The sequence below is a fragment of the Microbacterium esteraromaticum genome (assembly GCF_017303215.1).
Lineage (GTDB): Bacteria > Actinomycetota > Actinomycetes > Actinomycetales > Microbacteriaceae > Microbacterium > Microbacterium esteraromaticum_C.
Genome location: NZ_JAEMWU010000002.1, coordinates 241,958 through 265,862, shown reverse-complemented (window position 1 = coordinate 265,862; position 23,905 = coordinate 241,958). Strand labels below are relative to the sequence as shown.

Sequence of the window (23,905 nt, the reverse complement as noted above, 5' to 3'; positions counted from 1 at the left end):
TAGAAGGAACCTCGTGTCCAAGAGCATCGAAGTCAACGACCTCAACGTCTACTACGGCGATTTCCTCGCCGTCGAGGGCGTGTCCCTCGAGATCCAGCCCCGCAGCGTCACCGCGTTCATCGGCCCCTCGGGCTGCGGCAAGTCCACGTTCCTCCGCACGCTGAACCGCATGCACGAAGTCATCCCCGGCGCGCGCGTCGAGGGTGAGGTGCTGCTCGACGGCAAGGACCTCTACGGCCCGGGTGTCGACCCCGTGCTGGTGCGTCGCCAGGTGGGCATGGTCTTCCAGCGTCCGAACCCGTTCCCCACGATGTCGATCAAGGAGAACGTGCTGGCGGGCGTCAAGCTCAACAACGGCAAGATGTCCAAGAGCGACCAGGAGGCCCTGGTCGAGAAGTCGCTGCGTGGCGCCAACCTCTGGAACGAGGTCAAGGACCGCCTGGACAAGCCCGGTTCGGGTCTGTCGGGTGGTCAGCAGCAGCGTCTGTGCATCGCCCGCGCGATCGCCGTCTCGCCCGAGGTCATCCTGATGGACGAGCCCTGCTCGGCCCTCGACCCGATCTCGACCTACGCGATCGAGGAGCTGATCGGCGAGTTGAAGAACGACTACACGGTCGTCATCGTCACGCACAACATGCAGCAGGCCAGCCGCGTCTCTGACAAGACGGCCTTCTTCAACATCGCCGGCACCGGCAAGCCGGGCAAGCTGATCGAGTTCGACGAGACCTCGACCATCTTCACCACGCCCAGCGTGCAGGCCACCGAGGACTACGTCTCGGGCCGCTTCGGGTGATTCCCGGGGCGCGCTGAGCGCCCGCACCGTCGGAAATCCCAGACGATCGTCTGCGGCCCCGGCGTGTCACATGCTGACACGCCGACCGGGTTGCTGATCGTCTGGGATTTCCGTTTGTCCCCAGGCGCCGTGCCGAGGCGAGTTGTGCACAGCGGCCGGGAATCGGGCATCCGCGGTCCCTGCCCGGCAGGCATTCTCGACGGATGCTGGTGCGCCTCGCCCTCTCCGAACTCGGCCGCCCCGCGCGCACGAGTGAGCTGAAAGCGCGCGGGGTTCCCGAGCGCGAGCTCACCCGCGCCGTGCGCGACGGCGACGTCGTGCGCGTGCGTCAGGGGGTGTATGCGCTCCCCGATGTGCCGGCGACATTCCGCCACGCGACAGAGCACGGCGGCGTTCCCGCCTGCGCCGAGGCGGCCCGCCTGCATGGACTGTGGGTGCTCGACGGCGCGGCCGACCACGTCTGGCTGGGTGCCGCGGGCGTGCCGCATGGCACATGCACCCGGTGCACACTGCACTGGGATGACGGATCCGCCATGGTCGGCGAGCTGCCTCCGGTGCACAACGTGCTGCTGCAACTGGCCTCGTGCGAGAGTGAAGACACCTTCTTCGCGGCGTTGGAGTCCGCCCTGCGGCAGGCGAAGATCTCACCGGCGGGCATCGCCTGGCTGTGGCACCGTCTGCCGCTCGACATGCGCTGGCTGGTCGGCTTCGCCCGCTCGGATGCCGACAGCGGCCTCGAATCACTCGTGAGGCTACGGCTGCACAGGCTCGGGATCACCGTGCGCTCGCAGGTCAGCATCCGCGGTGTCGGCGAGATCGACTTCGTCGTCGGCGACCGGCTTCTGATCGAATGCGACGGACGCGAGAACCACGCCCGCGAGCAGAATCGGCACAAAGACCTGCTGCGCGACGCTCGTGCCGCAGCCCGGGGCTATGAGACGTTGCGCTTCGACTACGCGATGATCGTGCACGACTGGTCGAGTGTGCAGGCGGCGATCCTGGCGAAGGTCGATGCCGGCGCGCACCTGCGGGCGCAGGATGCCCCGGACGGCCGTTGGAAATCCCAGACGAAGATCGCTCGGCGCGGCGCGTCGCGCCCCGACACGCCGCCCGCGGCGGCATCCGTCTGAGATTTCCGACACTGGGCACGGGGTGCGGGGCCGAGGGCGCGGCGCAGAGCGCGCTGGGCGCGGCTCAGCGCGGGGAGAGCAGGAAGGTATTCAGTTCGGCGGTCAGAGCGGCGTCGGATGCCAGTGGCTCACCGTCGATGGCGGTGATCGCCACTGCCAGTCGGATGCTGGAGACCAGCCATGCGGCATCCGCCCCCATCAGGTCGGCCGTCGACAACGTCGCATAGCGCGTACGAAGACCCTGTGCCTCGAGGTACTCGAACACGGCCAGCTGCGTGGTGCCGTGCAGAATGCCGGCCGACGGCGCCGTGGTGATGAACTCGTCACCGGAGCGGATGATGAGCGACGCGGTCGGCGCTTCGAGCACGTCACCGTCGCGCGTGACGAAGATCGCGTCGTCGGCGCCGCGCCGGTGCGCCTCGCGCAGCGCCGCCATGTTCACGGCGTACGACAGCGTCTTGGCGCCGAGCAGCAGCCAGGGTGCCCGCTCCCCCGCCCCGAGGTCGTAGCCGCGGTCGAGCGTGACCACACGCACGCCTTCTCTGCGCACGCGCGTGTAGTCGGGCGCGGTGGATGCCGTGACCCACGCCGTCGGCGCCGGCCCATTCTCAACGCCACGGCTCAGGATGAGTTTGACCACGCCCTCACCCTCGGGCGCCTGGGCAGCGGCGACGGCGACGGCCTGTCGCCACTGCGCGAGGTTCGGGGCGGGAAGATCGCACAGCCGCGCGGAGTGCGCCAGGCGCTGCACGTGCGCCTCGACCTCGTTCGGATGACCGTCGATGACGCCGATCGATTCGAAGACGCCGTCGCCGCGCTGGGTGCTGAGCTCGCCGACGCTCAGTGCGGGTGCGGCGACATCGACCGGGGTGAAGGTCTCGGAGTAGTCCGTGCGGGTGTCGGTCGCATCCGCGGGCGTGATCATGAGGGCGTAGCGCTGAGCCATGCGCTCAGCCTATTGCCCGGCGGCTTGCGCCCGGCAGAAGGGCCGCCCGTGAATCACCACGGCCGCGTACGCGTTAGACTGGAATCGGCCGGGCCGCATAACCCCGGGCTCCAACTTCTGCCGCTGCGAGCGGCCTTCCGCCGAGAGGCGTTCTTGCGGTCCGGTCTTTTTCATGCCCGCTCCCGCGCCCATCCGGGGCACCGAACAACAGGTGCCGCGCCGCGTTCTCAGACGAGGGTTCCGCGCCGCCAGGCCGTTGCCGACGCGGCGAGATCCTCGGCGTAAGTGCTCAGGCGCAGTGCCCGGCGGGTCAGGGCGCCGGCGCGCTCGGGCTCGGTCGCCTCGTAGTCGTCGGCGACGTGGGTTGCGCCGGATGCCTGCACCCGGCAGTACGCGGCCGCCCTCTCGAGGGCGAGGGCGAAGTCGCCTCGGAAGACCCCGCGCAGGATCGCGTCGACCAGGGCGACGATCTCTTGCGGGTCGGCGGGTGCGGGTGCACCGGCGATGGCGGCGTCTGGCGAGCGCAATTCGACGCGCCCCCGCTCGTACAGCAGCGCGGTCTGCTCGGCGTCGTTCCGCGTCGCGAGCTGCAGCAGATACAGCCGCCAGAGAGCGCCGGGCAGTGAGCGCGCCGGCGCATGAGACCACAGTTCGGCGATCTCGTCGATACCGTGTTCAGCGGCGAACCCGATCAGACGGTCGGTGACGGCGCCGCTGTCATCGGTGCGAGCACGGTCAAGGAGTGCGGATGCTGTCGCGTGAGCCATGCGCGACTGCTCGGCCGGATCCTCGTGTCCGACCAGGTTGTCGAAGGCGGCCGTGGGGCGGCGGACGGGGCGGTGGAACTGCTCGGGCATCCCTCCAGGGTACGCGCGCTGCGCGCGATCGGCACCGGCCCGGCGGCGGCACCCGATACCCGGCACCGTGTGGTGGTCAGCTGGTCGGGATGACGATGACCGGGTCGGTCGTGGGTTGCCCAGTCGGTGACCCACCGGCGGCCTCGATGGTGACGGCGATGGCGTCACCGGGTTGCATGGGTTGATCCAGCAGGGCGGTCGCCTCGCCCTGCGACGTGTCGAACACTCCCGCGGCAATGGGCTGATCGCCGCGCACGAACCACAGCTCGTAGCTCGCATCGGCCGGCAGATCGTCGAGTCCGTGGGTGACGAGCACCGCTGTGCCCAGGGTGTCGGACCAGTGCGCCGTCGCGGTACCGCCGGCGACGGTCTGCACCGTCGCCTCATCGGCATCCTCGGCACCGAGGATCTGCTCCAGCGCGACGACCGCCTCGGGACGCTGCAGTTGCGCCAGCACGACAGCGGTGCCGATGCCGGCGCCGACCAGCAGCACCAGGCAGGCGGCGAGCGCGAACAGCATCCGATTCCAGCGTCGACCGCCGGGCCCGCTCGTGCCGGGAGCGGGGACCTGCTCGGATGCCACCGGCGCTGCCTGCGGTGTCGTCGCGATCTGGGCGAGAAGGTTTTCGCGCAGAGCGGCGGGCGGAGCGATCGGCGTGAGCATCGCTCCCAGCGCGGACGCGGTCTCGAGCTCGGCGTCAAGGGTCGCCTGCCATTCGGGGTGGGCGGCCAGTGCGGCAGTGAGGCGCTGCTGGTCAGCATCCGACAGCGCGTGCAGGGCATGGCCCGCCGCGAGCTCGGAGAACTCCTGCTCGTTCATGTCGTCACCCCCAGTTCGCCGCGCAACCGCGACATCCCATCTCTCATCCTCGTCTTGACCGTCCCCAGCGGAATACCCACCAGGGCCGAGATCTCACTCTGGCTGTAGCCGCCGTAGTAGGCCAGAATCAGCGCCTCCTGCTGGGCCTCCGGCAGGATCTTGAGCGCACGCACCAGTCGGTGACTCTCCAGCCGCGACTCCACTTCATCAGACACCACGTCCCGCGCGGGGTCCAGATCTCGTGCACCGGCCCGAACGTCCCGGTCAGCGCTGGACTGCGATGACCGCACCCGGTCGACCGCTCGTCGGTGCGCGATCGTGAGAACCCACGATCTTCCCTGCCCCTTGTTCGGAGCGAAACGCCCGGCGGATTGCCAGATCTCCAGGAAGACCTCCTGCAGCACTTCTTCGGCCTGCGAACGGTTGACGATGACGCGCAGGATCAGCGCGAACACGCGAGGCGAGAGCAGGTCGTAGAGTTCGGCGAACGCCTGCTGATCGCCGTCAGCGATGCGCAACAGGAGCACGGTGGCGTTGTCTCCCGCCGAGCCGTCCTCCGGCACCTCTACGCCGTCGATGACCATATCGACCAGCATGCCGCATCCTCTCTCGCTGCCCCTGTACGCCACTCCGTCACCCGAAGGTGAACGAGTACACCTCGACACCCTCGGAGACGTCGACGGTGAGCACACCCGTGTGCGGGTCGTCGTCGACGACCTGATACGAGCGCGGGGTCCCGTCGACGCGCAGTGTGCGCGTCGAGCCGTCATCACCACGCACCGTGACGTCGCCTGCGCCGGCGAGGACCATACGAACCTCGGATGCCCGATAGTTGAGCCGGATGCCGCTCTCCCCCGCTACAGGCGTGGCGTACTGCGTCTCGATCTGCCAGTCGCCATCGAGAGCGAAGGAATCATCCGGTTGCTGCTGTGGCAGCGTGTAGCTGCCACGCCCGGCCCGGTAGGCGCCCGGCCCGCCGTAGTTGACGTCCTTCGCCGAACCGAGGAAGGTCTCTCGTGTGGTCGCCCCCACCTCGGGGGTCACATCGGCGATCTCGGTGGCCCCGGGCAGGGACGCGTTCGGATCGGCATCCTGCAGCAGCTCGCGGATCATCTTCTCGGTGGCGGCGTAGTTGCCCTCACCGAACGAGATGTGGCGCACCGTTCCCTCGGCATCGATCAAGTAGTGGGCGGGCCAGTAGCGGTTGCGATACGCCGTCCACGTCGAGAGGGTGTTGTCGAGCGCCACCGGGTATTCGATGCCGAAGTCGTCGATCCCGGCGCGGACGTTGCCGGCGTCCTTCTCAAAGGCGTACTCCGGAGAGTGGATGCCGATGACGTTCAGCCCCGCATCGCGGTACGCGTCATCCCAGGCGACGACGTGCGGGATCGAACGCTGGCAGTTGATGCACGAGTACGCCCAGAAGTCGATCAGCACCACCTCGCCGCGCAGTTGCTCCAGGTCAACGCCTGCGCCGTCGGGGGTGTTCAGCCATTGCTCGATACCGCGGATCGCGGGAGCGGTGCCGCACTCCTCCAACACCGTCGCGCCGTTCGTGCAGTTGTCGAGCTCGCGGTTCTCATCGGTGACGAGCCCGCCCAGGTCAAGCGCATCGCCACGCTCTGCCAGATCCTGCTGGAATCCAGCGGTGTAGTCGGGCACGAGCCGTTGCAGCATCTGCGGCACGTTGAAGACCAGGCCGACCGCCAGAGCGATCATCGCCACACCCGCGGCGATCCGCAGCATCCGCTCGCGCGAACGGAACGCACGGATGCGCTCGACCAACCCGCGGCCGGCGAGCGCGAACGCCAACAGCGGAGCAGCGACACCCACCGCGAACGAGGCGGTCAGCAGCACGGTGTCGAGCCCGATGCGTCCGGTGGATCCTGCCACGATGATCGCGGCCAGCACCGGGCCCGCGCACGGGACGAACACGGCGCCGAGCGCCAACCCCACCCCGAACCCGCTGCCCCGGTTCTCGACCTGCTTGCGCGGGATCCACTGGAACGGCTTCTCGAGCAGGTGCTCCAGCCGTGGAATGATCAGCGCCAGTCCGAGCAGCAGCAGCACGATGATGCCCGCCCACCGCAGCACATCCTGTGGCAGGTTGAGCAGGCCCAGCAGCAGCGAGCCGAGCAGAGTCACGAGCGTGAAGCTGAGCATGAGCCCGGCGATCACAAGAAACGGCCGGCTGCGTCGCGCCGGCAGGGCCTCTCCCTCGAACCGCGCGGACTGCGCGCCGCCCGTGAGGAAGATGACCGGCAGCACCGGCAGGATGCACGGCGAGATGCCGGTGATGAGGCCGCCCAGCAGCCCGATGATGATCAGTTCCATGATCCGCCTTCCGTTGCTGGTGCTTCGGCCCGGCACCCCGGATCGGATTGCTTCAGCCCGGAAATCCGCGGCGCAGAGAAAAATCTCGAGATTCTCCGATCCGATCTGGCGAGGCCTCCGAACAACCGTCAACGCCGCGGGAAGTCCGCGGCCCCGAACCCCGGAGGTTGAAATGCTCAGCACCAAGAAGAAGACCACCGCAGCTCTCGCCCTCGGCTTCGCCGGCGTTCTCCTGCTCGCCGGATGTTCCGCTGGGTCGGACACTGAGTCGGCATCGACCGAGCCCGAGGCCCCTGCGACGTCGGAAGAGGCAACCGACGACATGATGGACCCGGCCGCGAACCTCGTCGGACCCGGCTGCGCCGCCTACGCCGAGCAGGTGCCGGACGGCGACGGCTCGATCCAGGGCATGTCGCAGGACCCGGTCGCGGTCGCAGCGTCGAACAACCCGCTGCTGACGACGCTCGTCTCGGCGGTGAGCGGTCAGCTCAACCCCGACGTGAACCTGGTCGACACGCTCAACGGCGACGAGTTCACCGTCTTCGCGCCCGTCGACGACGCATTCGCGAAGATCGACCCCGCCACCATCGAGGCACTGAAGACCGACGCCGACACGCTGTCGTCGATCCTCACGTACCACGTGGTGCCCGGCCAGATCGAGCCCGCCGACATCGCCGGCATGCACACCACCGTGCAAGGCTCCGACCTCGAGGTGACCGGCTCGGGCGAGGAGTGGATGGTCAACGACGCCAACGTCATCTGCGGTGGCGTGCAGACCGCCAACGCCACCGTGTACCTCATCGACTCGGTGCTGCTGCCGACCGAATGAGTGCAGTCGCGCCAGTGGTGGGGACCGCTCGGCGCGAGATCTGAGAGGGAGTGCGGCTTCGGGGGATGCCGCACTCCCTCTTGTGCGTCTACCCGCCGGGCCGCTCGTTTCGCCCTGGATGATCACGTCGCCCTAGACTGGAGCCACGGGCCTCTAGCTCAGTCGGCAGAGCATCGGACTTTTAATCCGCGGGTCGTGGGTTCGAGCCCCACGGGGCCCACCGCACAGGTTTGTTCCGCACGCCCGCATCTCGATACGCGGCACGCATCGTTCACCGGCCGTTGTCCACACGGCCGCCCAGAATCACTACGGTTCGGAGCGTTCAACCGGAGGAGAGCAATGCACATGGTCGGCGTACGACGGGTATCCGCACCCGTGTGCATGGCATCCTCGTTGGCATGAACGCGTCGCTTGGCGAGCCGCCCCTGGGCGGCACGATCGAACAGATCCTGTCGTTGTTGCCGTCCCTGGTGCCGAGCGCGCAGCGCGTGGCACGGCTGTGTGCTGAGCGGCCGCAGGATGTCGTCGAGATGTCAGGAGCTGAGCTCGCAGAAGCTGCCGAGACCTCCCCCGCCACGGTCAGCCGTGCGAGCCGCGGGCTGGGATTTCGAGGGTTCCAGCACCTGCGCATGATGCTGTTGCGCGACCTCGCGGCTGAGGGAGCACAGCGACAGGAATGTCCGACGGGCACAGAAGGGTATCTGCGCAGCCTCGCCGAATCGGCAGGGACCATGCTGCAGACCTCATTGGCTTCCGTCGACCCCGACGCGTTCGATGCGGCGGTCGCGGCCATTGCCCGCGCGCGGCGAGTGCTTCTGGTCGGCACGGGCGGTTCCCACGCGGCCGCGCAGGCCGCCGCCATGGCGTTCACGATCAACGGGCGCCCCTGCGAGGCACCGAGCGATGGCGTCGTCGCGCAACTGACGGCACGCGTGCTGAGCCACGACGACGTGTGCCTGGTGGTGAGCGCCAGCGGCGCAAACTCGCTGTCGCTGGCTGTCGCGGATGCTGCCATCGAGGCCGGTGCAACGGTCATCGGGCTGAGCAGTTTCGCTCGTCCTCCGCTCGCCTCCCGCGCCGCGCACATGCTTGTGACTGGCGCCCGTTTTCAGAGCTGGGACCAGGGGACGATGGCGAGCGGGTTGGTGCAGTTGCTCGCACTCAACGCCTTGCAGATCGCCGTCGCTGAACGAATGTCCGATGCGTCCGAGCGCGCCCGCACCGCCGTACGCGAGGAAGTGCTCGACCTCGTCGCCGACGATGCCACAGACACGGATGAAGATGAAGATGTTACCGCCGAGGGCTATCGTCGTTGACCCCTCGTTAGCAGGAAATTAACTTTCCCAGATTCGAATGTAACCGCAAGCGAATTTCACGGGAGGGTCCCGGCATCATAGGTCGCTTGCGGAAAGCGACTCATGGGAACCATCCAGCTCTCGGGCATCGGTCGTAGCTTCAGGAGCACCGTAGCTGTCGGCGACATCGATCTGACGATCGAGGACGGCGGGTTCGTCGTCCTGCTCGGTCCCTCGGGGTGCGGCAAGACGACACTGCTGCGCATGATCGCCGGCTTGCTGGAGCCCACCGCCGGTCGCATTCTGCTCGACGGCGATGACATCACCGAGCTGCCCTCGAAGAAGCGTGACCTCGCGATGGTCTTCCAGAGCTACGCCCTGTACCCGCACCTGAGCGTCCGCAAGAACCTCGCCTTCCCTCTCAAGGTGCAACGACTGAGCGCCGCAGAGATCGAGCGGCGCGTCGAGGAGGTCGCAGAAAGCCTCGAGATCGGCCATCTGCTGGAGCGCAAGCCCAAGGAGCTGTCCGGGGGGCAGCGTCAGCGCGTCGCCGTCGGGCGCGCGCTCGTGCGGAACCCGAAGGCGTTCCTGATGGACGAGCCGCTGTCCAATCTCGACGCGAAGCTGCGCACCCAGACCCGACACGAGCTGACCGCGCTGCACCGGCGGCTGGGCGCGACCTTCGTCTACGTCACCCACGACCAGGTCGAGGCGATGACGATGGCGACGAAGATCGTCGTACTCAACGCCGGCCGCATCGAGCAGTACGGCACTCCCGAAGAGGTCTACGATCGCCCCGAATCGGTCTTCGTCGCGGGGTTCCTCGGCAGCCCGGCGATGAACCTGATCGACGCGCGCATCACCACGAGCGACGGCGAGGTCGCCATCGAGGCAGACGGCGTCACCGGCCGGCTGTGGGCGGGACGCAGTGACGACCTCGACATCGTGCTCGGGGTACGCCCCGAACAGGTCGCCGTCGCGACGGCACCGCTGACCGGCCCCGGAGTGCGATTCGCCGGCCGTGTCGAGATCGTCGAGAATCTCGGCGGTGAACAGATCGTGACATGTCTCGTCGCCGGAAGCCGGGTCTTCGCGCGCACATCACGCGATCTGATCGTCACGCCCGGCCAGGACGTGACGCTGTGCGTCGCCGTCGAAAACGTGCACCTCTTCGATCGTGACTCCGGGCGACGACTCGTCTGGGTCGACGACGCCGAACCTGCCGCCGTGGCGGACACCGAACTCGCTGCCGTCTGAGCATCGCCCTTCCTTCCCCCTTCTCTACCCACCCCTCATCAAAAGGAACATCATGAAACTCCGTGCCCGTCGCGCCAGACTCGCCGCCACGGCGATCCTCGGCGTCGCCGCCCTTGCAGGGTGCAGCTCTGCCACCGGCTCCGCTGCGGATGCCTCCGGAACGCTTGTCGAGCTGTCGGACGACCAGCAGGTCGAGATCGTCTTCGAGTCGTACAACCTCGCCAACGTCGGCACCTGGTCGGATGCCATCAACCAGTTGCTCGACGAGTTCATGGTCGAGCACCCGAACATCTCTGTCGTCGGTCAGCCGAGCTCCTCCGCAGGCACGGCGGCGAGCGTGCAGCAGCAGCTGCTCGCCGGCGCCGCCCCCGACATCGCACAGCTCACGTTCAACGAACTCGACTTCGCGGCGACCACGCTGGGCGCTCAGAACCTCACCGCGCTGGTGGGACAGGAAGGCCTCGACGCGCAGTTCGGCGGCGAGTACCCGTACCATGAGCGCGCCGCTGTGCTCGCGGACTGGGACGACGCCGCCTACGGCCTCCCGTACGTGTTCTCGACTCCCGTGCTCTGGACCAACGCCGAGGCGTTCGCCGCCGCGGGCCTGGACGCCGAGACGGTCGACCTGTCGACGTGGGAAGCCGTCTCGGAGGTCGCGGCGACGATCACGGCCGCAACCGACGCGCCGTCGCTGAGCATCTCGTGCGTGATCACCGGAGGAAGCTGGTGCATGCAGGGCCTCTTCCGCTCCAACGGCGCGGATGTGCTCAGCGCGGATCGCGCATCGATCGAGTTCGGCTCCGACGCCGCGATCGAGACCGTCCAGACGTTCACCGACATGTTCGAGTCCGGCATCCTCACCAACGAGGACTCCACCAGCCAGTACGAGGCGTTCGCCCAGGGCAAGACGGCCATTCATGTGAACACCTCTGCCCTGCAGGGGGCGTTCATGATGGGTGCGGAGGCCGGTGGCTGGCAGCTGGGCGCTCGCACGCTCCCCGCCTTCGACGACCAGGCCGTCGTTCCGACGAACTCGGGCTCGTTCCTGGCGATGTTCGCCACCGACCCCGCCAAGCAGGCCGCGGCATGGGAGCTCATGCAGTGGATGACGAGTGAGCGCGCGTACGAGATCATCTCCACGCAGATCGGCTACCTGCCGCTGCGCAGCAGCATGACCGAAGAGGGTGGCCCGCTTCACGAATGGGTCGCGCAGAACCCGCTCGTGAAGCCGAACCTGGAACAGCTCGACGCACTCGAGCCCTGGGTGTCGTACCCGGGCGACAGCTACGCGCAGGTCGATCAGGTCCTGGCCACGGCGATCGAAGAGTCGATCTACTACGGCGCTGACCCGACCGCGACCATGCGCGAGGCGGCAGACCGCGCCCAGGGGCTGATCGAGTGACCGGCCACCCTCTGCTCGACGCGGAACACGCGGCATCCGCGCGCCGCAACCAGCCGCTCCGCGGGCTCTACAACCTGCGTGACACCGGCGGTTACCCGGCAGCATCCGGCGCCAGCCGCTGGGGCAAGCTGTTCCGGTCCGACGCCCTGCACCGGATCGACGATGCCGGACGCGACCGTCTCAGTGAGCTGGGCATCACCCGGGTGATCGACCTGCGGGGCACTGAGGAACGCCAATCGTCGCCGAGCGCACTGGACGGCATGGATCTCACGGTCTATCACCTGCCGGTGTTCGATGACGCCGCTCCCGCCGCGCAGGCCGCAGGCGGTGTGGCCCTCGCCCCGGTGTACGACCACATGGTGGACCGACGCGGACGCCAGCTGGCCGCTGCCATCAAGACCATCGCAGACGCCCCGCAGGACGAGGCCGTGCTGGTGCACTGCACGGCGGGCAAAGACCGCACCGGCATCGTCGTCGCGTTCGCGCTGAGCGCGGCCGGCGTCGAACGCCGCGCTGTGGTCGACGACTACGCCGCCAGCGAGGAGAACCTGCGCGGCGAATGGGTCGATGCCATGGTCTCGTCGTTCGAGCAGCGTGGGTTCACCCTCACCCCCGACGTCCTCGGGCTCATCGCCGAGAGCCCGGCCCCCGTGATCGACGCGCTGATCGACCGTGTTGAGAAGCAGCACGGGTCGGTCGCCGACTACCTGCTCGCGCACGGCCTCACCGGTGATGACCTCACGCGGCTCACCGCCGCGCTGGTCGACACCCGTACGTCCGCCTGACCCCCGACTCCAGAAACGAGACACATGTCCACTCTCATCGGACAGCACCCCGCTCCCGAACACTTCATCCTCCACGTCTCCGACACGCACTTCGTCGGCGACGGCGACCTGCTCCACGAGAAGATCGACTCGGACAAGAACCTCGCCGAGCTCTTCTCCGGCTTCGAGAAGGCCAACGCCCGCCCCGAAGCGATTGTCTTCACCGGAGACCTCGCCGACACCGGCCGCCCCGACGCCTACCAGCGACTGCGCGCCATCGTCGAGCCCGCCGCTGCCGCGCTCGGCGCCCAGATCATCTGGGTGATGGGCAACCACGACGAGCGCGTCGCGTTCCGCCGCGGTCTGCTCGACGAAGACGCTGAGCAGTCCGAACCGGTCGACCGCGTCTACGACATCAACGGCTTGCGGATCATCGCCCTCGATTCAACACGGCCCGGTCAGCACTACGGTGAGATCACTGACGCGCAGCTCGAGTGGCTTGCGAACGAGCTCGCCACCCCGGCGCAGGACGGCACGCTGCTCGCGCTGCACCACCCGCCCGTGCCGAGCCCCCTGGGCCTGATGGGTCTCGTCGAACTGCGCGACCAGGAGCGCCTTGCGGATGTGCTGCGGGGCTCAGACGTCCGTGGCATCCTCGGGGGCCATCTGCACTACTCGACGACCAGCACGTTCGCCGGCATCCCGGTATCGGTGGCCTCTGCCACGTGCTACACCCAGGACCTCGCGGTGGCGCACCCGGGGGCACGCGGGCAGGACGGCGGCCAGTCCTACAATCTGGTGCACGTGTACGGCGACCGGGTGCTGCACTCTGTCGTGCCGATCGGGCAGTTCCCGACGGTGTACGAGATGACCCCCGAGATGCTCGAGGCGTTCATGAAGATGAGCGCCGACGAGCAGCTCGCGGCCGTCAACGGATCGGTGCAGGAGTAACTCCGGATGTTCGTCACCGTCACCGCACCTTCGCCGGCCCGACCGGTCGGCGAAGGTGCGGGCGCACCCGCGGCGCCGGCACGCCGTCGCCGTCTGCGCCCGCAGTCGCTGCAGCCCTACCTCTACGTGCTGCCGGGCGTCCTGTTCCTCATCCTGTGGACGTACAGCCCGCTCGCGCAGACCTTCGGCCTATCGTTCTACGACTGGAACCTGCTTCCGACCAGCCCCAAGACCTTCGTCGGCACCGACAACTACGCCGAGGTCCTCGCTCTTCCTGAACTGCACACGGCACTGCTCAACACCGTCGTCTACATTGCGGCGTTCTTCGTGTTCTCTCTCGTGTTGCCGATCGCGATCGCCATGATGTCGTGCCAGGTCACGGGGCGCGCACGCACGTTCTACCAGGCGCTCATCTTCGTGCCGTTCCTGATCACGCCGGTCGCGACAAGCGCTGTGTGGCGCTGGCTGCTCGCCGAACAGGGCGCCTTCGCCACGGTGCTCGCGCACTTCGGTGTCGACATGCCGAATGTGTTCCGCGACCCGAACCTGGCGATCTGGAGCATCATCGTGATCGTCGGCTGGCAGATGTTGGGGTTCGGCGTCCTCGTCGTCGCTGCGGGCTTCGCCGGGATCGCCCCGGAGTACGCGCAGGCGGCTTCGCTGGACGGCGCCGGTTCCGGTCGCATCTTCCGGAGGATCACCCTGCCGCTGCTCTCGCCGACGCTCGTATTCCTCTCGCTGATGACGATCCTGCTCGCGGCGCAGTGGACGTATCCGATCATCGACCTGCTCACCCAGGGTGGCCCGACCAACTCGACCACGAACATCTACTACCTGCTCTACCAGTTCGGGTTCCAGAACTTCGACGTCGGCATCTCGTCGGCCGCAGGCGTGCTCTTCTTCGTCGGATTCGGAGTCATCGCGTTCATCTTCCTCGAGCTGCAGGAGCGGCTCAGCTTCTACGACAACTAGGACCGACATGTCTTTCGTCACCGTCACCACTCCTGCGCTGGCAGCAGCGCCACGGCCGTCCGCCGCGCGCCGGCAGGGCGAAGAGGACATCGCCGTCGCTTCACGGAGTCGCGTCGGCACGGTCGTCGGGCACCTCGTGCTCGTGCTGCTGGCCGTGTTCAGCGTCTTCCCCGTCTACTGGATGTTCGCCACCGCGTTGCGCGCCCCTGAGAACGCCCTCGACCAGACGCTGCTGCCGTGGCCACTGAGCCTGGAGAACTTTGCGTACGTCTGGGACACGATCCCGATCGGTTCGATGCTGGTGAACACGTTCGTCATGGCGCTCACCCTGGCAACAGCCCAGCTGCTGATCGCCGTGCTCGCCGCCTACGGGTTCGCGGTGTGGAACTTCGCGGGCCGAAAACTGCTGATGTTCCTCTTCATCGGGTCCTGGCTCGTGCCGTTCCAGGTGACCATGATCCCCAACTACGTGCTGGTCTCGCAGATGGGGCTGCTCGGAACGATCGGCGGCGTCGTCGTACCGCAGCTCGCGGGCGCGTTCGCGGTGTTGCTCATGGTGCAGCACATGCGCGCGTTCCCGCGTGAGCTGATCGAGGCTGCGCACCTCGACGGCCGCTCGAGCTGGGCCACTCTGTGGTCGGTCGTTGTCCCGAACATGCGGCCGGCACTGGCGGCGCTGGGCATCATGGCATTCATCTCGGCGTGGAACGAGTACCTGTGGCCCACGCTGATCATGCGGCAGAGCGATGCACTGCTGCAGGTGGGCGTCCGCAGCTTCCTCAGCGCCGAGGGCAACAACTGGGGCGCCACGATGGCCGCCGCCGGACTCGCCTGCGTACCGGTGCTGCTGATCTACATCTTCCTGCAGCGCTACGTCGTCGACGCGTTCGTGCGCTCCGGCTTGAAGTAGGCCGCGCCTGCGGCATCCGCGGAGTGGGTGCGGGCCGGGAATCCGGTCCGCGCCCGCATCATGTCTGCTCCCCCGTGCGCACCCGATGGACGCGACGCGTCGTCGCCACACGCGCGCTCGGGGCCAGCGAGTCGAGGAACTGCTGCGCATCCTGCCCGGCCAATGACGGCACCCGCAGCACGTATCGACCGAAGATGACACCGATCACCAGTGTCAGTGCTGCCGTCGCTCGTGCGCGCGCATCGCGGCCGCCGAAGTATTCAACAATGCGGGTCATGACCTCTCGATCGAGGTATTCGAGGAACGGCTGGCGCACCTCTTCATCGGTCATCGCCATCTGCACGAGGTGCGTCAGCGAGCCGGACACCTCGGGACGCTCCCATGCCGTCGTGACGAGCACGAGCAATCGGATGCCGAGCGTGTCCGGATCGCCGGGGAATGCCCGCTCGAGAACTTCCGCCGGGGCCAGCTCTAGAGCCATCGCCTGCGCGAACAGCCCTTTCTTGGAGCCGAAGTGGTAAGAGATGAGCGCCACGTCGCACCCCGCTTTCTCGGCAATGGAACGCAGTGTGGTGCGCTGATATCCGCCGCCGACGAACAGCTCACCCGCGGCCGCGAGAATCCGGGCCCGCCCGTCGTCGGCCCCCTTCTTCGGGCGACCTCGCTGCTTATTCATCACGCTTGATCCTACTGGCGCGTCGGGCGCAGGCTCATCTCATCCGACCACGAGATGAGGAGAGCGAACGTGACCGCAGCGATCGACCTGGTAGGCGTCGACGTCGAGTTCAAACGGCGCGGACGGGCCCCGTTCCACGCCCTCAGCGATCTGACGGTGCGCGCCGAGCGCGGTCAGGTGACCTGTTTGCTCGGACCGAACGGTTCCGGCAAGACGACACTGATCAACGTGCTGACGGGATTGCTCACCCCGACAGTCGGAGAGGTGAAGGTGCTGGGTCTGATCCCTCGTCAGAACCGCAGGGAGCTCCTGAGCCGCGTCGCAGTGGTCCCTCAGGAGACGGCACTGTACCCCGAACTCACCGCCCGGGAGAACCTGACCTTCCACGCCGGCTACTACGGGGTGCCGCGCGACCAACAGAAACGTCGGGTGGCCGAGGCGATCGAACTGGTGCAGCTTCAGCAACGCGCTGACGACCGCGCGGGCACGTTCTCCGGCGGGATGCAGCGTCGGCTGGCGTTGGGGAAGGCCCTCATGATGGCCCCGGACCTGTTAGTGCTGGACGAGCCCACGCTCGGGGTCGACGTGCAATCGCGAGAGGCGATCTGGGCGCGCATCCGCGAGACCGCCGCCGAAGGACGCGGTGTACTCCTGACGACGAACTACATGGAGGAGGCGCAGCGTCTGGGCGACCGGGTCATCATCATCGACCGTGGTCGGAACGTCGCCGCCGGCACGATCGACGAGCTCACCGCGGTCGTGCCCGAGCCCGAGCAGGTGCTGCGGCCGCAGGCGAGCCTGCAGGACGTGTTCCTGCACTACACCGGTCGAGACCTGAGGGATTGAGAGGACGTCATGCGATCCATCACGGCTCTGCTGTTCAAGGATCTGAAGGTAGCGTGGCGGGCTCCGCTGTTCGCATTGATCAGCATCCTCGTGCCCGTCGCGTTCACCTTTCTCTACGCGATCGTGATCCACGTGTCGACGACCGCGACCATCGCTGTTGCCGATGAGGACGACTCTCCCCGATCGCACCAGTTTGTCCAGGTCATGGAGGACATGCGAAACGACGACGGGCAGTACTACGAGATCCTCACGACAGATCCCGAGCGGGCACGAGAGATGTACTCCTCCGGCGAGGTCGGCGCGGTGCTGACGATCCCCGACGGCTTCGACGACGACCTCGCCTCCGGACACGCTCCGCAGGTCGAGCTCGCGCTGTTCAACATCAACTCCGACGGCACGAAGAACCAGCATCTGCGCCTGGAGCAGGCGCTGCGCACGTTCAACGCCGAGGTTGTCCCGGCCTCTTCACCGCGTCTTCAGATCGTCGAGACAACGGCGATGGAACATGACATCCCGATCACGATCTACCTGGGGTCGGCACTCATCCTGTTCGCCGCCCTGTACTCGGGCATCGTCAATGCCGGCGTCTCTCTCACCCGGGAGTGGGAGGAGCGCACCGCCAAGGCACTGATCGTCTCTCCTGCGGGCCCGGGCGCGCTCGTCGCGGGCAAGTGGCTCGCCAGCTTGGTGCTCTCGCTCGTGACGATCGGCTGCGCGGCTGTCGGAATCGGCTGGGTGCTGGGCTTTCCGCTCGGTCGGTTGGGACCGTTGGCTCTCGTGTCGGTGATCGTCATCTGGGCATACGGCGCGGCCCTGGGAACGCTTCTGGCCGTGACGCTGCGCCGCAGCCTCCCGCTGATCCCGATTGCGGTGATCCTCGCGGTCGGGCACTTTCTGGTCTCGGGGTACGAGTCGTACATCCGCGGTTTCGCTCACGGCGGGATCGCCGAAGTGCTGTGGCGGTCGACCGAGTGGATCCCCCTGCACCATCTCTTCGACGCCGTCCGGTTCGAGGCGGCCGGTCTTTCCCAACCGCCCGGGCTGGCCTGGGGGCTGGTGAGCAGCATGCTGATCGCCGCAGCTCTCGCCGCCTTCGCGATCGTTCGACTCACCCGCACCGCGACATTCACCCAAGGACAATGACATGACGCAGCTGAACGCCCTGTTCGCCCTCATCAGCAGGAACCTGCGCCTCGCCCGCCGCCGGATCGACCTGCTGATCCAGACGATGGCCGTTCCGGTCGTGGTGCTGGGACTCGCCTCGATCATCTTCGGTGCGAGCGATGCCTGGCCGATCGCCGTCATCGACGAGAGCGATTCCGCCGATTCGCGCAGCCTCATCCGCACTCTCGATGTCACACAAGGTGCCACGGGCCCGTACTTCGACACGATCACCACGGACGCCGATGTGGCCGAGGGGATGCTGCGCGATGGCCGGCTGCACGCGATCGTGACCATTCCGCCCGACTTCGCCGAGACGCAGCGCATCCTCACGAGCACGTACAACATCAATACCGATGCGATGAAGAACGTGCGGTTGCGTCTGACGACCACCGCGAACCTCTACGACGACCTCTCACATCTGACAGGGGTCTCTGCCAGCACCATCAAGGAGCAGCGAACGGACGTCACGCGGACGGCGTTCATGGGCGGCTCAGCGGTCATCCTCGCCCTGCTCCTCGGAGCCGCCCTGATCTCGGCGAACCTGTACGCCGTAGAGACAGAGCACCGCACGCGCAAGGAGATCGCGCTGACGCCGGTGGGCACGCATCTCGCGGCGGCAGGCGCCGCGATCGCGGGATGGATGCTGTCGCTCGTGGCAGCGATCCCGACGGTGCTGCTGGCGTTGGCTTTCGGTACGCGCATCGCCCCACTCGACCTGATGCAGGCCGCACTCATTGTGGTTCCGGCCGGTGTCGCTTGCGCGGGTCTGGGCGTGCTGGCGGCCGTCGGGCTCCACACGCACCGCCTGATCCAGCCGGTCATGATCATGCTCGCCCTCGGCAGCTATTTCGCCAGCGGAGGGTTCATTCCGGTCTCCGGCCTGCCCCCGCTGGCGCGCACGGTCGCGGAGTGGTGGCCGCCGACCTACGTCTTCGAGTGGGCCAATCCCGTGCTGCATGGCTTCGCGGCTGGGCCCTCCGCGCTCTCTGTCGCGGCCGTGCTGACGGCAGCGGCGGTCACGGTGGGTGCGGCCATGTGGGCCGCGCGTCAGGACTACCGGCGCTCACACGCACAAGGCCAGTAGGGCGCAGCCACCCGGCACGGCGCGCGCCCGAACCATGCGTGGGAGGATCGAGGCATGAACACTCTCGACGCCGCTCTCGCCCGCATCGAGGACTGGCCGGCGCAGAACACCGCAGCCGCGGTGATCTCGGCCGACGGCCGCGTGCTCGCCTCGCACGGTGACATCGAGCAGCCCTACCGACTGGCATCGGTCACGAAGCCGCTGACCGCCTATGCAACGCTGATCGCGATCGAAGAGGGGGTCTTCGCGCTCGATGACCCGGCGGGCCCCGAGGGGTCGACGGTGCGCCATCTGCTCGCGCACACGTCGGGACTCGACTTCTCCGAGAACAAGGTGCGCTCGGCCCCGGGTACCCGACGCATCTACTCGAACCGGGGCTTCGACGTGCTCGCCGAGACGCTGACCGACCGGTCCGGTATCCCCTTCGACACCTATCTCGATGAGGCGGTTTTCACGCCTCTCGGCATGGACACAGCTCGGTTGGACGGGTCGGCGGGTGCCGGCGCGGTGGCATCCGTCGCCGATCTCTCACGCTTCGCCGCCGAACTGCAGAATCCGACGCTCCTGGCGCCGCAGACGCTCGCCGAGGCGACCTCCGTCGCCTTCCCCGGCCTGGACGGCGTCCTGCCCGGCTTCGGCGCGCAGCGCCCGAACGACTGGGGGCTCGGCTTCGAACTGCGCGGCCAGAAGAGTCCGCACTGGACCGGATCTGGCAACTCCGCCCAGACCTTCGGTCATTTCGGTCAGACGGGCACGTTCCTGTGGGTCGACCCGCAGGCCCGCGTCGCATGCGTCGCCCTGGGCGATCGCGACTTCGGCCCGTGGGCGGCGGAGGTATGGCCGCCGTTCTCGGATGCTGTCCTGACCGCTCTGCGCGGCTGACCACTCTGCGCAACTGACTACTTTGCGCAGCTGAGCGCGGGCACCTAACCGCGCGGCACGTCGATCACGCGTCGTTCGCCGGTCTGCACCGCCGCCACGGCACCGCCCGAGGCCTCGGCGACCTCGGCGGCGAGCGCGGGCAGCGCATCCGCCGGGGCCCACACCTCGAACCGGGCTTCTGCCGCGTAGACGGTCTCACCCAGCACCGCACCGTGTGCGGCCACCCAGGTGCGGACGAGATTGTCGAACCTCCCCGCATCGGCGTGCGGCACCGCCAGCGTGGCCTGCGCCAACGGCAGCCGGTCGACGAGAGCCGCCCCGTCGAGCGCCTCGGACACCGCCGTCGAGTAGGCACGTACCAGGCCCCCGGCACCGAGCTTGATGCCCCCGAAGTACCGCGTGACCACCGCGACGACGTCGGTCAGCTCACGCCGACGCAGCACTTCGAGCATCGGCATGCCGGCAGTGCCCGACGGCTCGCCATCGTCGGACGAACGCGCCCGGTCTCCGCTCAGCCCCGTGACCTGCGCGCTGCAGTTGTGCCGGGCGTCCCAGTACGTCTTCTTGAGCGCGGCGATGATCTCGTCGGCGTGCTCGGGCGACTCGACCGGTGCGACCGTGGTGAGGAACCGCGACTTCTTGATGACGAGTTCGTGTTCGACGGGGGCCGCGATCGTGGCGGGGAAGGCACTCACGTGCTCGTCAGCTCGATCAGGCGGCGCAACGTGTTGAGATTCCGCGCCGTCCCCGTGGTTGTGAGCGCCCGGTCGAGCACGCTCTTGGAGAGCTTCGTCGCTCCCGCCCCGCCGGGCCCGTAGTCGATCCAGAGGTCGCGTCCGACCAGCGCGATCCGCTCCCCCGGCAGCAGTCGCGGTGTGAGGGCAGCAACGGCATCCGGTGCGGGATCGGACGCGAGGAACATCACGTGCAGCGTCTTATCGAGCGGCGCATCCGGGAAAGGGTTGTCGCGCAGAGCGGCGACGAGCTGCGCATGCGTGCGCACGATCACCGGCGTATCGACGCCGAAGTGCTCGGCGATCAGCGCCCGGACCTCGGCGCTCACGTCTGCGGCATCACCGGCCAGATCGCACAGGATGTTGCCGCTGGCGATGTACGTCGACACGCCCGTCAGCGCGGTGTGCTGCGCAAGCACCGCTCGGAGCTCTGCCATCGGAACCCTGTTGCGGCCCGAGACGTTGACGGCGCGCAACAGCAGCGCACACCGCGGCGCGCCGGCGACCGGTTCGGTCACGTTCAGACGTCCGCGCTGACCGCGAGTTCAGCACCGGCGTGAGCGAGCTCGGCCAGCGCCGCTTCGCTCGTCTCCTCCCCGACGCCCGCAGTCAGATCGGTCAGCACACGCACGTGAACGCCATGGGCGATAGCATCCAACGCCGATGCGCGCACGCAGTGATCCGTCGCGATGCCGACCACGTCGGCGTCGGTCACGCCGTGGGACGACAGCACCTCGGCAACACTCCGCCCCTCATCGGTGACGCCCTCGAACATCGAGTAGGCGGGGATGCCCTGCCCCTTGCGCACATGGTGCGTGACGGCGTCGGTCACCAGCAGCGGATCGTACTCGGCGCCGTCGGTGCCGGCGACGCAGTGCACCGGCCACGTGTCGACGAAATCGGGAGCGTCGGCGAAGTGCCCGCCGTTATCGCCGTCGGCGTCATGCCAGTCGCGGGACGCCACGATGACGGCGTAGTCGCCCGCGCGGTCGGCGAGCAGCTGCGATACGGCGGATGCCACGGCATCACCACCCGCGACGGCGAGCGCCCCGCCCTCGGTGAAGTCGTTCTGCACGTCGACGATCAGCAAAGCCCGGCTCATGCCTCGAGAGTACGCCGAGATACCGACATCGCGAACACCGTGCGCATTTGACTTGACCAGGCGGATTGCTACGTTGGAGAAGCGGGCCCAGTGCGCTCGCTGCGCTGCCGCCGTTCGCGAGCGCCCGCCTTTTCGGGGCACGAGATGCCCCGCCTCAGGCGCGCCACGACTGCGCCTCGTCGTGAGCAGCGCGGCGCTCTCGCCGGTCTCGTGCGGGTGGAATCTCCGTCCGCGCACGCGTGCAGCACCCCGCAGGGCGACGGATGCTGTGGCGCGCGTGCTCACCGACGAAAGGACCTGTATGCCGGCCCGCGTGACGCCCGCCTCCCGCTACGACTCCGCCCGCACCTCCGGACCCCTCAAGGCCACGCTCCCCTCCCGTTAGCGCTCTCTCGCTCCCGTGATCCGGCACCGACGCCGACCTTCGATACGAGAGAGAGAAACGTGGAAAACCTTCAAGTGCTTTCCGGACCCATCACGGTCCTTCTGATGCTGCTGTTCTTCGGCGGCAGTCTGTACATGTCCCTGCGCATCCGCAAGCGCACAGAGAACGCCGACGGCTACATGACCGGCGGCGGCAAGATCGGGTTCGGCATCTCGGCCGCCTCGATGACCGCCACCTGGATCTGGGCCGCATCGATGTACGCCTCAGCCACCTCGGGATACACCTACGGCATCTCGGGCCCCATCCACTACGGCCTGTGGGGCGCGTTGATGATCCTGCTGATCTACCCCTTCGGTCGGCGCATCCGCCAGGTGGCCCCGAAGGCGCACACGATCGCCGAGGTGATGTTCGCCCGCCACGGCCGCTCCAGCCAGCTCATGCTCGCCGGATCGAACGTGCTCGGCAGCGTCATCAGCCTGACCTCGAACCTGATCGCCGGTGGCGCGCTGATCTCGCTGCTGTCGCCGTTCACGTTCAGCCAGGGCATCCTCGCCATCGGCGCCGGAGTGCTGCTGTACACCCTGTGGTCGGGATTCCGTTCCTCGGTGCTGACCGACTTCGCCCAGGTGTGCGCCATGCTCGGCGCGGTGATCGTGATCATCCCCGTCGTGTTCTTCGCGGCCGGCGGCCCGAGCCTGTTCGAGACGGGGGCATCGCACCTCACGCCGCAGCAGGCGGACTTCTTCTCGTCGGACGCGTTCTTCAACCAGGGCGCCCCCTACATCGCCGCCGTGCTGGCCTATGCGATCGGCAACCAGACCATCGCACAGCGCCTATTCGCGGTGCGCGAGGACCTCATCAAGAAGACGTTCGTGACGGCGACGTTCGGCTACGGCGCCACGATCATCGGCGTCGGCATGCTCGGCGTCATCGCCCTGTACGCGGGTATCACGCCCGAGGGCGGCGACGTCAACAACCTGATCCCGCAGATGGCCGCGACCTACCTCTCGCCGCTGCTGCTGTGCATCTTCTTCGTGATGATCATCGGGTCGCTGTCGTCGACGGCCGACTCCGATCTGACCGCGCTGTCGTCGATCGTGATGGCCGACATCTACGGCCAGAACATCGCCGGCAAGAAGAAGGCCAACCCGCGCACCATGGTGCTCATCGGCCGCATCACCATGGTCATCGCGATGGTGGCAGGACTCTACTTCGCCGGCAGCCAGTTCAACATCCTCGATCTGCTGGTGTTCGTCGGTGCGCTCTGGGGTGCGCTGGTGTTTCCGGTGATCGCGAGCTTCTACTGGAACCGGGTGACCAACCTCGCCTTCTCGGTGTCGGTGGTCGTCGCTCTGGCGGCGTTCCTGCCGGTGCGGTTCGAGTGGGTCGACCTGAGCGGCCCGATCGGCATCGCCGCAGACGTCCTCTCGACGATCGGCATCGGCGTCGTGTTGGGCCTCATGGCCTTCGGCTTCTTCGGCACGCGGGTGGCGCTGATCGTGGGCGTCGTCTCGACGCTCGCCGCGGCACCGTTCGCCATCGGCTTCCTGCACACCTACCCGGTGCTGTCGGGCTCGTTGATCGCCTACTCGGTCTCGACGATCGTGTGCGTCGCCCTGACGCTGCCGAGCCGCAAGCCCGACTTCGACTTCGACGTCATCAAGCAGCGCACCGGCGACTTCGACACCGTCGACACCGACGCGCTGAACGTCGAACTGGCGCAGCTCACCGACACCGAGAAGCCCCTGCGGGCCGAGAACGAGAGGAACTGA

At 67.7% G+C, this 23,905-nt stretch carries 24 protein-coding genes and 1 tRNA gene; 16 read left to right on the top strand and 9 right to left on the bottom strand.

The features are described from left to right. The first annotated feature begins 13 nt into the window (after positions 1–13). Positions 14–793 (top strand): phosphate ABC transporter ATP-binding protein PstB, encoded by a 780-nt coding sequence (gene pstB, locus JF543_RS12500; RefSeq protein ID WP_179410185.1) that lies wholly within the window; start codon positions 14–16, stop codon positions 791–793. A gap of 203 nt (positions 794–996) precedes the next feature. Beyond that, positions 997–1,923 carry a type IV toxin-antitoxin system AbiEi family antitoxin domain-containing protein gene (locus JF543_RS12495; protein WP_206821957.1) on the top strand — a complete coding sequence of 309 codons (927 nt, stop codon included), beginning with the start codon at positions 997–999 and terminating at the stop codon, positions 1,921–1,923. 64 nt (positions 1,924–1,987) lie between these two features. Here the strand turns inward: JF543_RS12495 and JF543_RS12490 are convergent, their stop codons facing one another. The 5 genes from JF543_RS12490 to JF543_RS12470 all read right to left on the bottom strand — a co-directional run bounded on the left by JF543_RS12490 (position 1,988) and on the right by JF543_RS12470 (position 6,880). Then, complete coding sequence (locus JF543_RS12490) at positions 1,988–2,869, bottom strand: aminodeoxychorismate lyase (RefSeq protein ID WP_206824580.1); 882 nt, start codon at positions 2,867–2,869, stop codon at positions 1,988–1,990. A gap of 227 nt (positions 2,870–3,096) precedes the next feature. Further along, a complete protein-coding gene (locus JF543_RS12485; protein ID WP_179410182.1) occupies positions 3,097–3,726 on the bottom strand; it encodes a DNA-directed RNA polymerase subunit beta in 630 nt (209 codons plus the stop codon). A 76-nt stretch (positions 3,727–3,802) separates the two neighbouring features. After that, the gene (locus tag JF543_RS12480) at positions 3,803–4,546 is read right to left on the bottom strand and encodes an anti-sigma factor (RefSeq protein WP_179410181.1); all 744 of its coding nucleotides are present in this window, start codon (positions 4,544–4,546) and stop codon (positions 3,803–3,805) included. Further along, on the bottom strand, positions 4,543–5,142 hold the full coding sequence (gene sigK / locus JF543_RS12475) for an ECF RNA polymerase sigma factor SigK (RefSeq protein WP_179410180.1): 600 nt from the start codon (positions 5,140–5,142) through the stop codon (positions 4,543–4,545). Before sigK ends, JF543_RS12480 begins: the two co-directional genes overlap by 4 nt. A gap of 37 nt (positions 5,143–5,179) precedes the next feature. Next, complete coding sequence (locus JF543_RS12470; RefSeq protein WP_206821952.1) at positions 5,180–6,880, bottom strand: cytochrome c biogenesis protein DipZ; 1,701 nt, start codon at positions 6,878–6,880, stop codon at positions 5,180–5,182. A gap of 172 nt (positions 6,881–7,052) precedes the next feature. Between JF543_RS12470 and JF543_RS12465 the strand changes: the two genes are divergently transcribed. The 9 genes from JF543_RS12465 to JF543_RS12425 all read left to right on the top strand — a co-directional run bounded on the left by JF543_RS12465 (position 7,053) and on the right by JF543_RS12425 (position 15,260). After that, on the top strand, positions 7,053–7,709 hold the full coding sequence (locus JF543_RS12465; protein ID WP_206824577.1) for a fasciclin domain-containing protein: 657 nt from the start codon (positions 7,053–7,055) through the stop codon (positions 7,707–7,709). A gap of 147 nt (positions 7,710–7,856) precedes the next feature. Beyond that, a tRNA-Lys gene (locus JF543_RS12460) sits at positions 7,857–7,929 on the top strand. Between the two features lie 178 nt (positions 7,930–8,107). Beyond that, the gene (locus tag JF543_RS12455; RefSeq protein ID WP_206824576.1) at positions 8,108–9,025 is read left to right on the top strand and encodes a MurR/RpiR family transcriptional regulator; all 918 of its coding nucleotides are present in this window, start codon (positions 8,108–8,110) and stop codon (positions 9,023–9,025) included. Between the two features lie 102 nt (positions 9,026–9,127). Beyond that, positions 9,128–10,261: an ABC transporter ATP-binding protein gene (locus tag JF543_RS12450; protein WP_206824574.1), complete on the top strand. Its 1,134-nt coding sequence runs from the start codon at positions 9,128–9,130 to the stop codon at positions 10,259–10,261. Between the two features lie 52 nt (positions 10,262–10,313). After that, complete coding sequence (locus JF543_RS12445) at positions 10,314–11,663, top strand: extracellular solute-binding protein (protein ID WP_242519714.1); 1,350 nt, start codon at positions 10,314–10,316, stop codon at positions 11,661–11,663. After that, a complete protein-coding gene (locus tag JF543_RS12440) occupies positions 11,660–12,448 on the top strand; it encodes a tyrosine-protein phosphatase (protein ID WP_206824572.1) in 789 nt (262 codons plus the stop codon). Before JF543_RS12445 ends, JF543_RS12440 begins: the two co-directional genes overlap by 4 nt. A 24-nt stretch (positions 12,449–12,472) precedes the next feature. Continuing rightward, entirely contained in the window at positions 12,473–13,378 is a 906-nt protein-coding gene (locus JF543_RS12435; protein WP_206824570.1) for a phosphodiesterase, read from the top strand. 6 nt (positions 13,379–13,384) lie between these two features. Then, positions 13,385–14,350, top strand: coding sequence for a carbohydrate ABC transporter permease (locus tag JF543_RS12430; RefSeq protein WP_206824569.1), 966 nt, complete (start codon positions 13,385–13,387; stop codon positions 14,348–14,350). 7 nt (positions 14,351–14,357) lie between these two features. After that, positions 14,358–15,260 (top strand): carbohydrate ABC transporter permease, encoded by a 903-nt coding sequence (locus tag JF543_RS12425; RefSeq protein WP_179410171.1) that lies wholly within the window; start codon positions 14,358–14,360, stop codon positions 15,258–15,260. A 58-nt stretch (positions 15,261–15,318) separates the two neighbouring features. Here JF543_RS12425 and JF543_RS12420 read toward each other — a convergent pair whose 3' ends face one another. Further along, positions 15,319–15,936, bottom strand: coding sequence for a TetR/AcrR family transcriptional regulator (locus JF543_RS12420; protein ID WP_206824568.1), 618 nt, complete (start codon positions 15,934–15,936; stop codon positions 15,319–15,321). 69 nt (positions 15,937–16,005) lie between these two features. Here JF543_RS12420 and JF543_RS12415 point away from each other — a divergent pair, with 69 nt between their 5' ends. The 4 genes from JF543_RS12415 to JF543_RS12400 are packed head-to-tail and all read left to right on the top strand — an operon-like array spanning position 16,006 to position 19,912. Continuing rightward, complete coding sequence (locus JF543_RS12415; RefSeq protein ID WP_206824567.1) at positions 16,006–16,782, top strand: ATP-binding cassette domain-containing protein; 777 nt, start codon at positions 16,006–16,008, stop codon at positions 16,780–16,782. Between the two features lie 9 nt (positions 16,783–16,791). Then, complete coding sequence (locus tag JF543_RS12410; RefSeq protein ID WP_206824566.1) at positions 16,792–17,925, top strand: ABC transporter permease; 1,134 nt, start codon at positions 16,792–16,794, stop codon at positions 17,923–17,925. A 1-nt stretch (position 17,926) separates the two neighbouring features. Next, on the top strand, positions 17,927–19,030 hold the full coding sequence (locus JF543_RS12405; protein WP_206824565.1) for an ABC transporter permease: 1,104 nt from the start codon (positions 17,927–17,929) through the stop codon (positions 19,028–19,030). 54 nt (positions 19,031–19,084) lie between these two features. Further along, a complete protein-coding gene (locus JF543_RS12400; protein ID WP_206824563.1) occupies positions 19,085–19,912 on the top strand; it encodes a serine hydrolase domain-containing protein in 828 nt (275 codons plus the stop codon). A gap of 44 nt (positions 19,913–19,956) precedes the next feature. Here JF543_RS12400 and JF543_RS12395 read toward each other — a convergent pair whose 3' ends face one another. Genes JF543_RS12395 through JF543_RS12385 form a run of 3 tightly spaced genes read right to left on the bottom strand, consistent with a single transcriptional unit; the run spans position 19,957 to position 21,748 of the window. Then, complete coding sequence (locus tag JF543_RS12395) at positions 19,957–20,607, bottom strand: YigZ family protein (protein WP_206824561.1); 651 nt, start codon at positions 20,605–20,607, stop codon at positions 19,957–19,959. Further along, positions 20,604–21,164, bottom strand: a complete 561-nt coding sequence (locus tag JF543_RS12390) for a DUF1697 domain-containing protein (protein ID WP_307858926.1) — start codon at positions 21,162–21,164, stop codon at positions 20,604–20,606. The genes JF543_RS12395 and JF543_RS12390 overlap by 4 nt, the downstream gene beginning before the upstream one ends. A gap of 2 nt (positions 21,165–21,166) precedes the next feature. Next, on the bottom strand, positions 21,167–21,748 hold the full coding sequence (locus JF543_RS12385) for an isochorismatase family protein (protein WP_206824559.1): 582 nt from the start codon (positions 21,746–21,748) through the stop codon (positions 21,167–21,169). Positions 21,749–22,237: 489 nt separating this feature from the next. Between JF543_RS12385 and JF543_RS12380 the strand changes: the two genes are divergently transcribed. Then, positions 22,238–23,905, top strand: a complete 1,668-nt coding sequence (locus tag JF543_RS12380; RefSeq protein WP_206824627.1) for a sodium:solute symporter family protein — start codon at positions 22,238–22,240, stop codon at positions 23,903–23,905.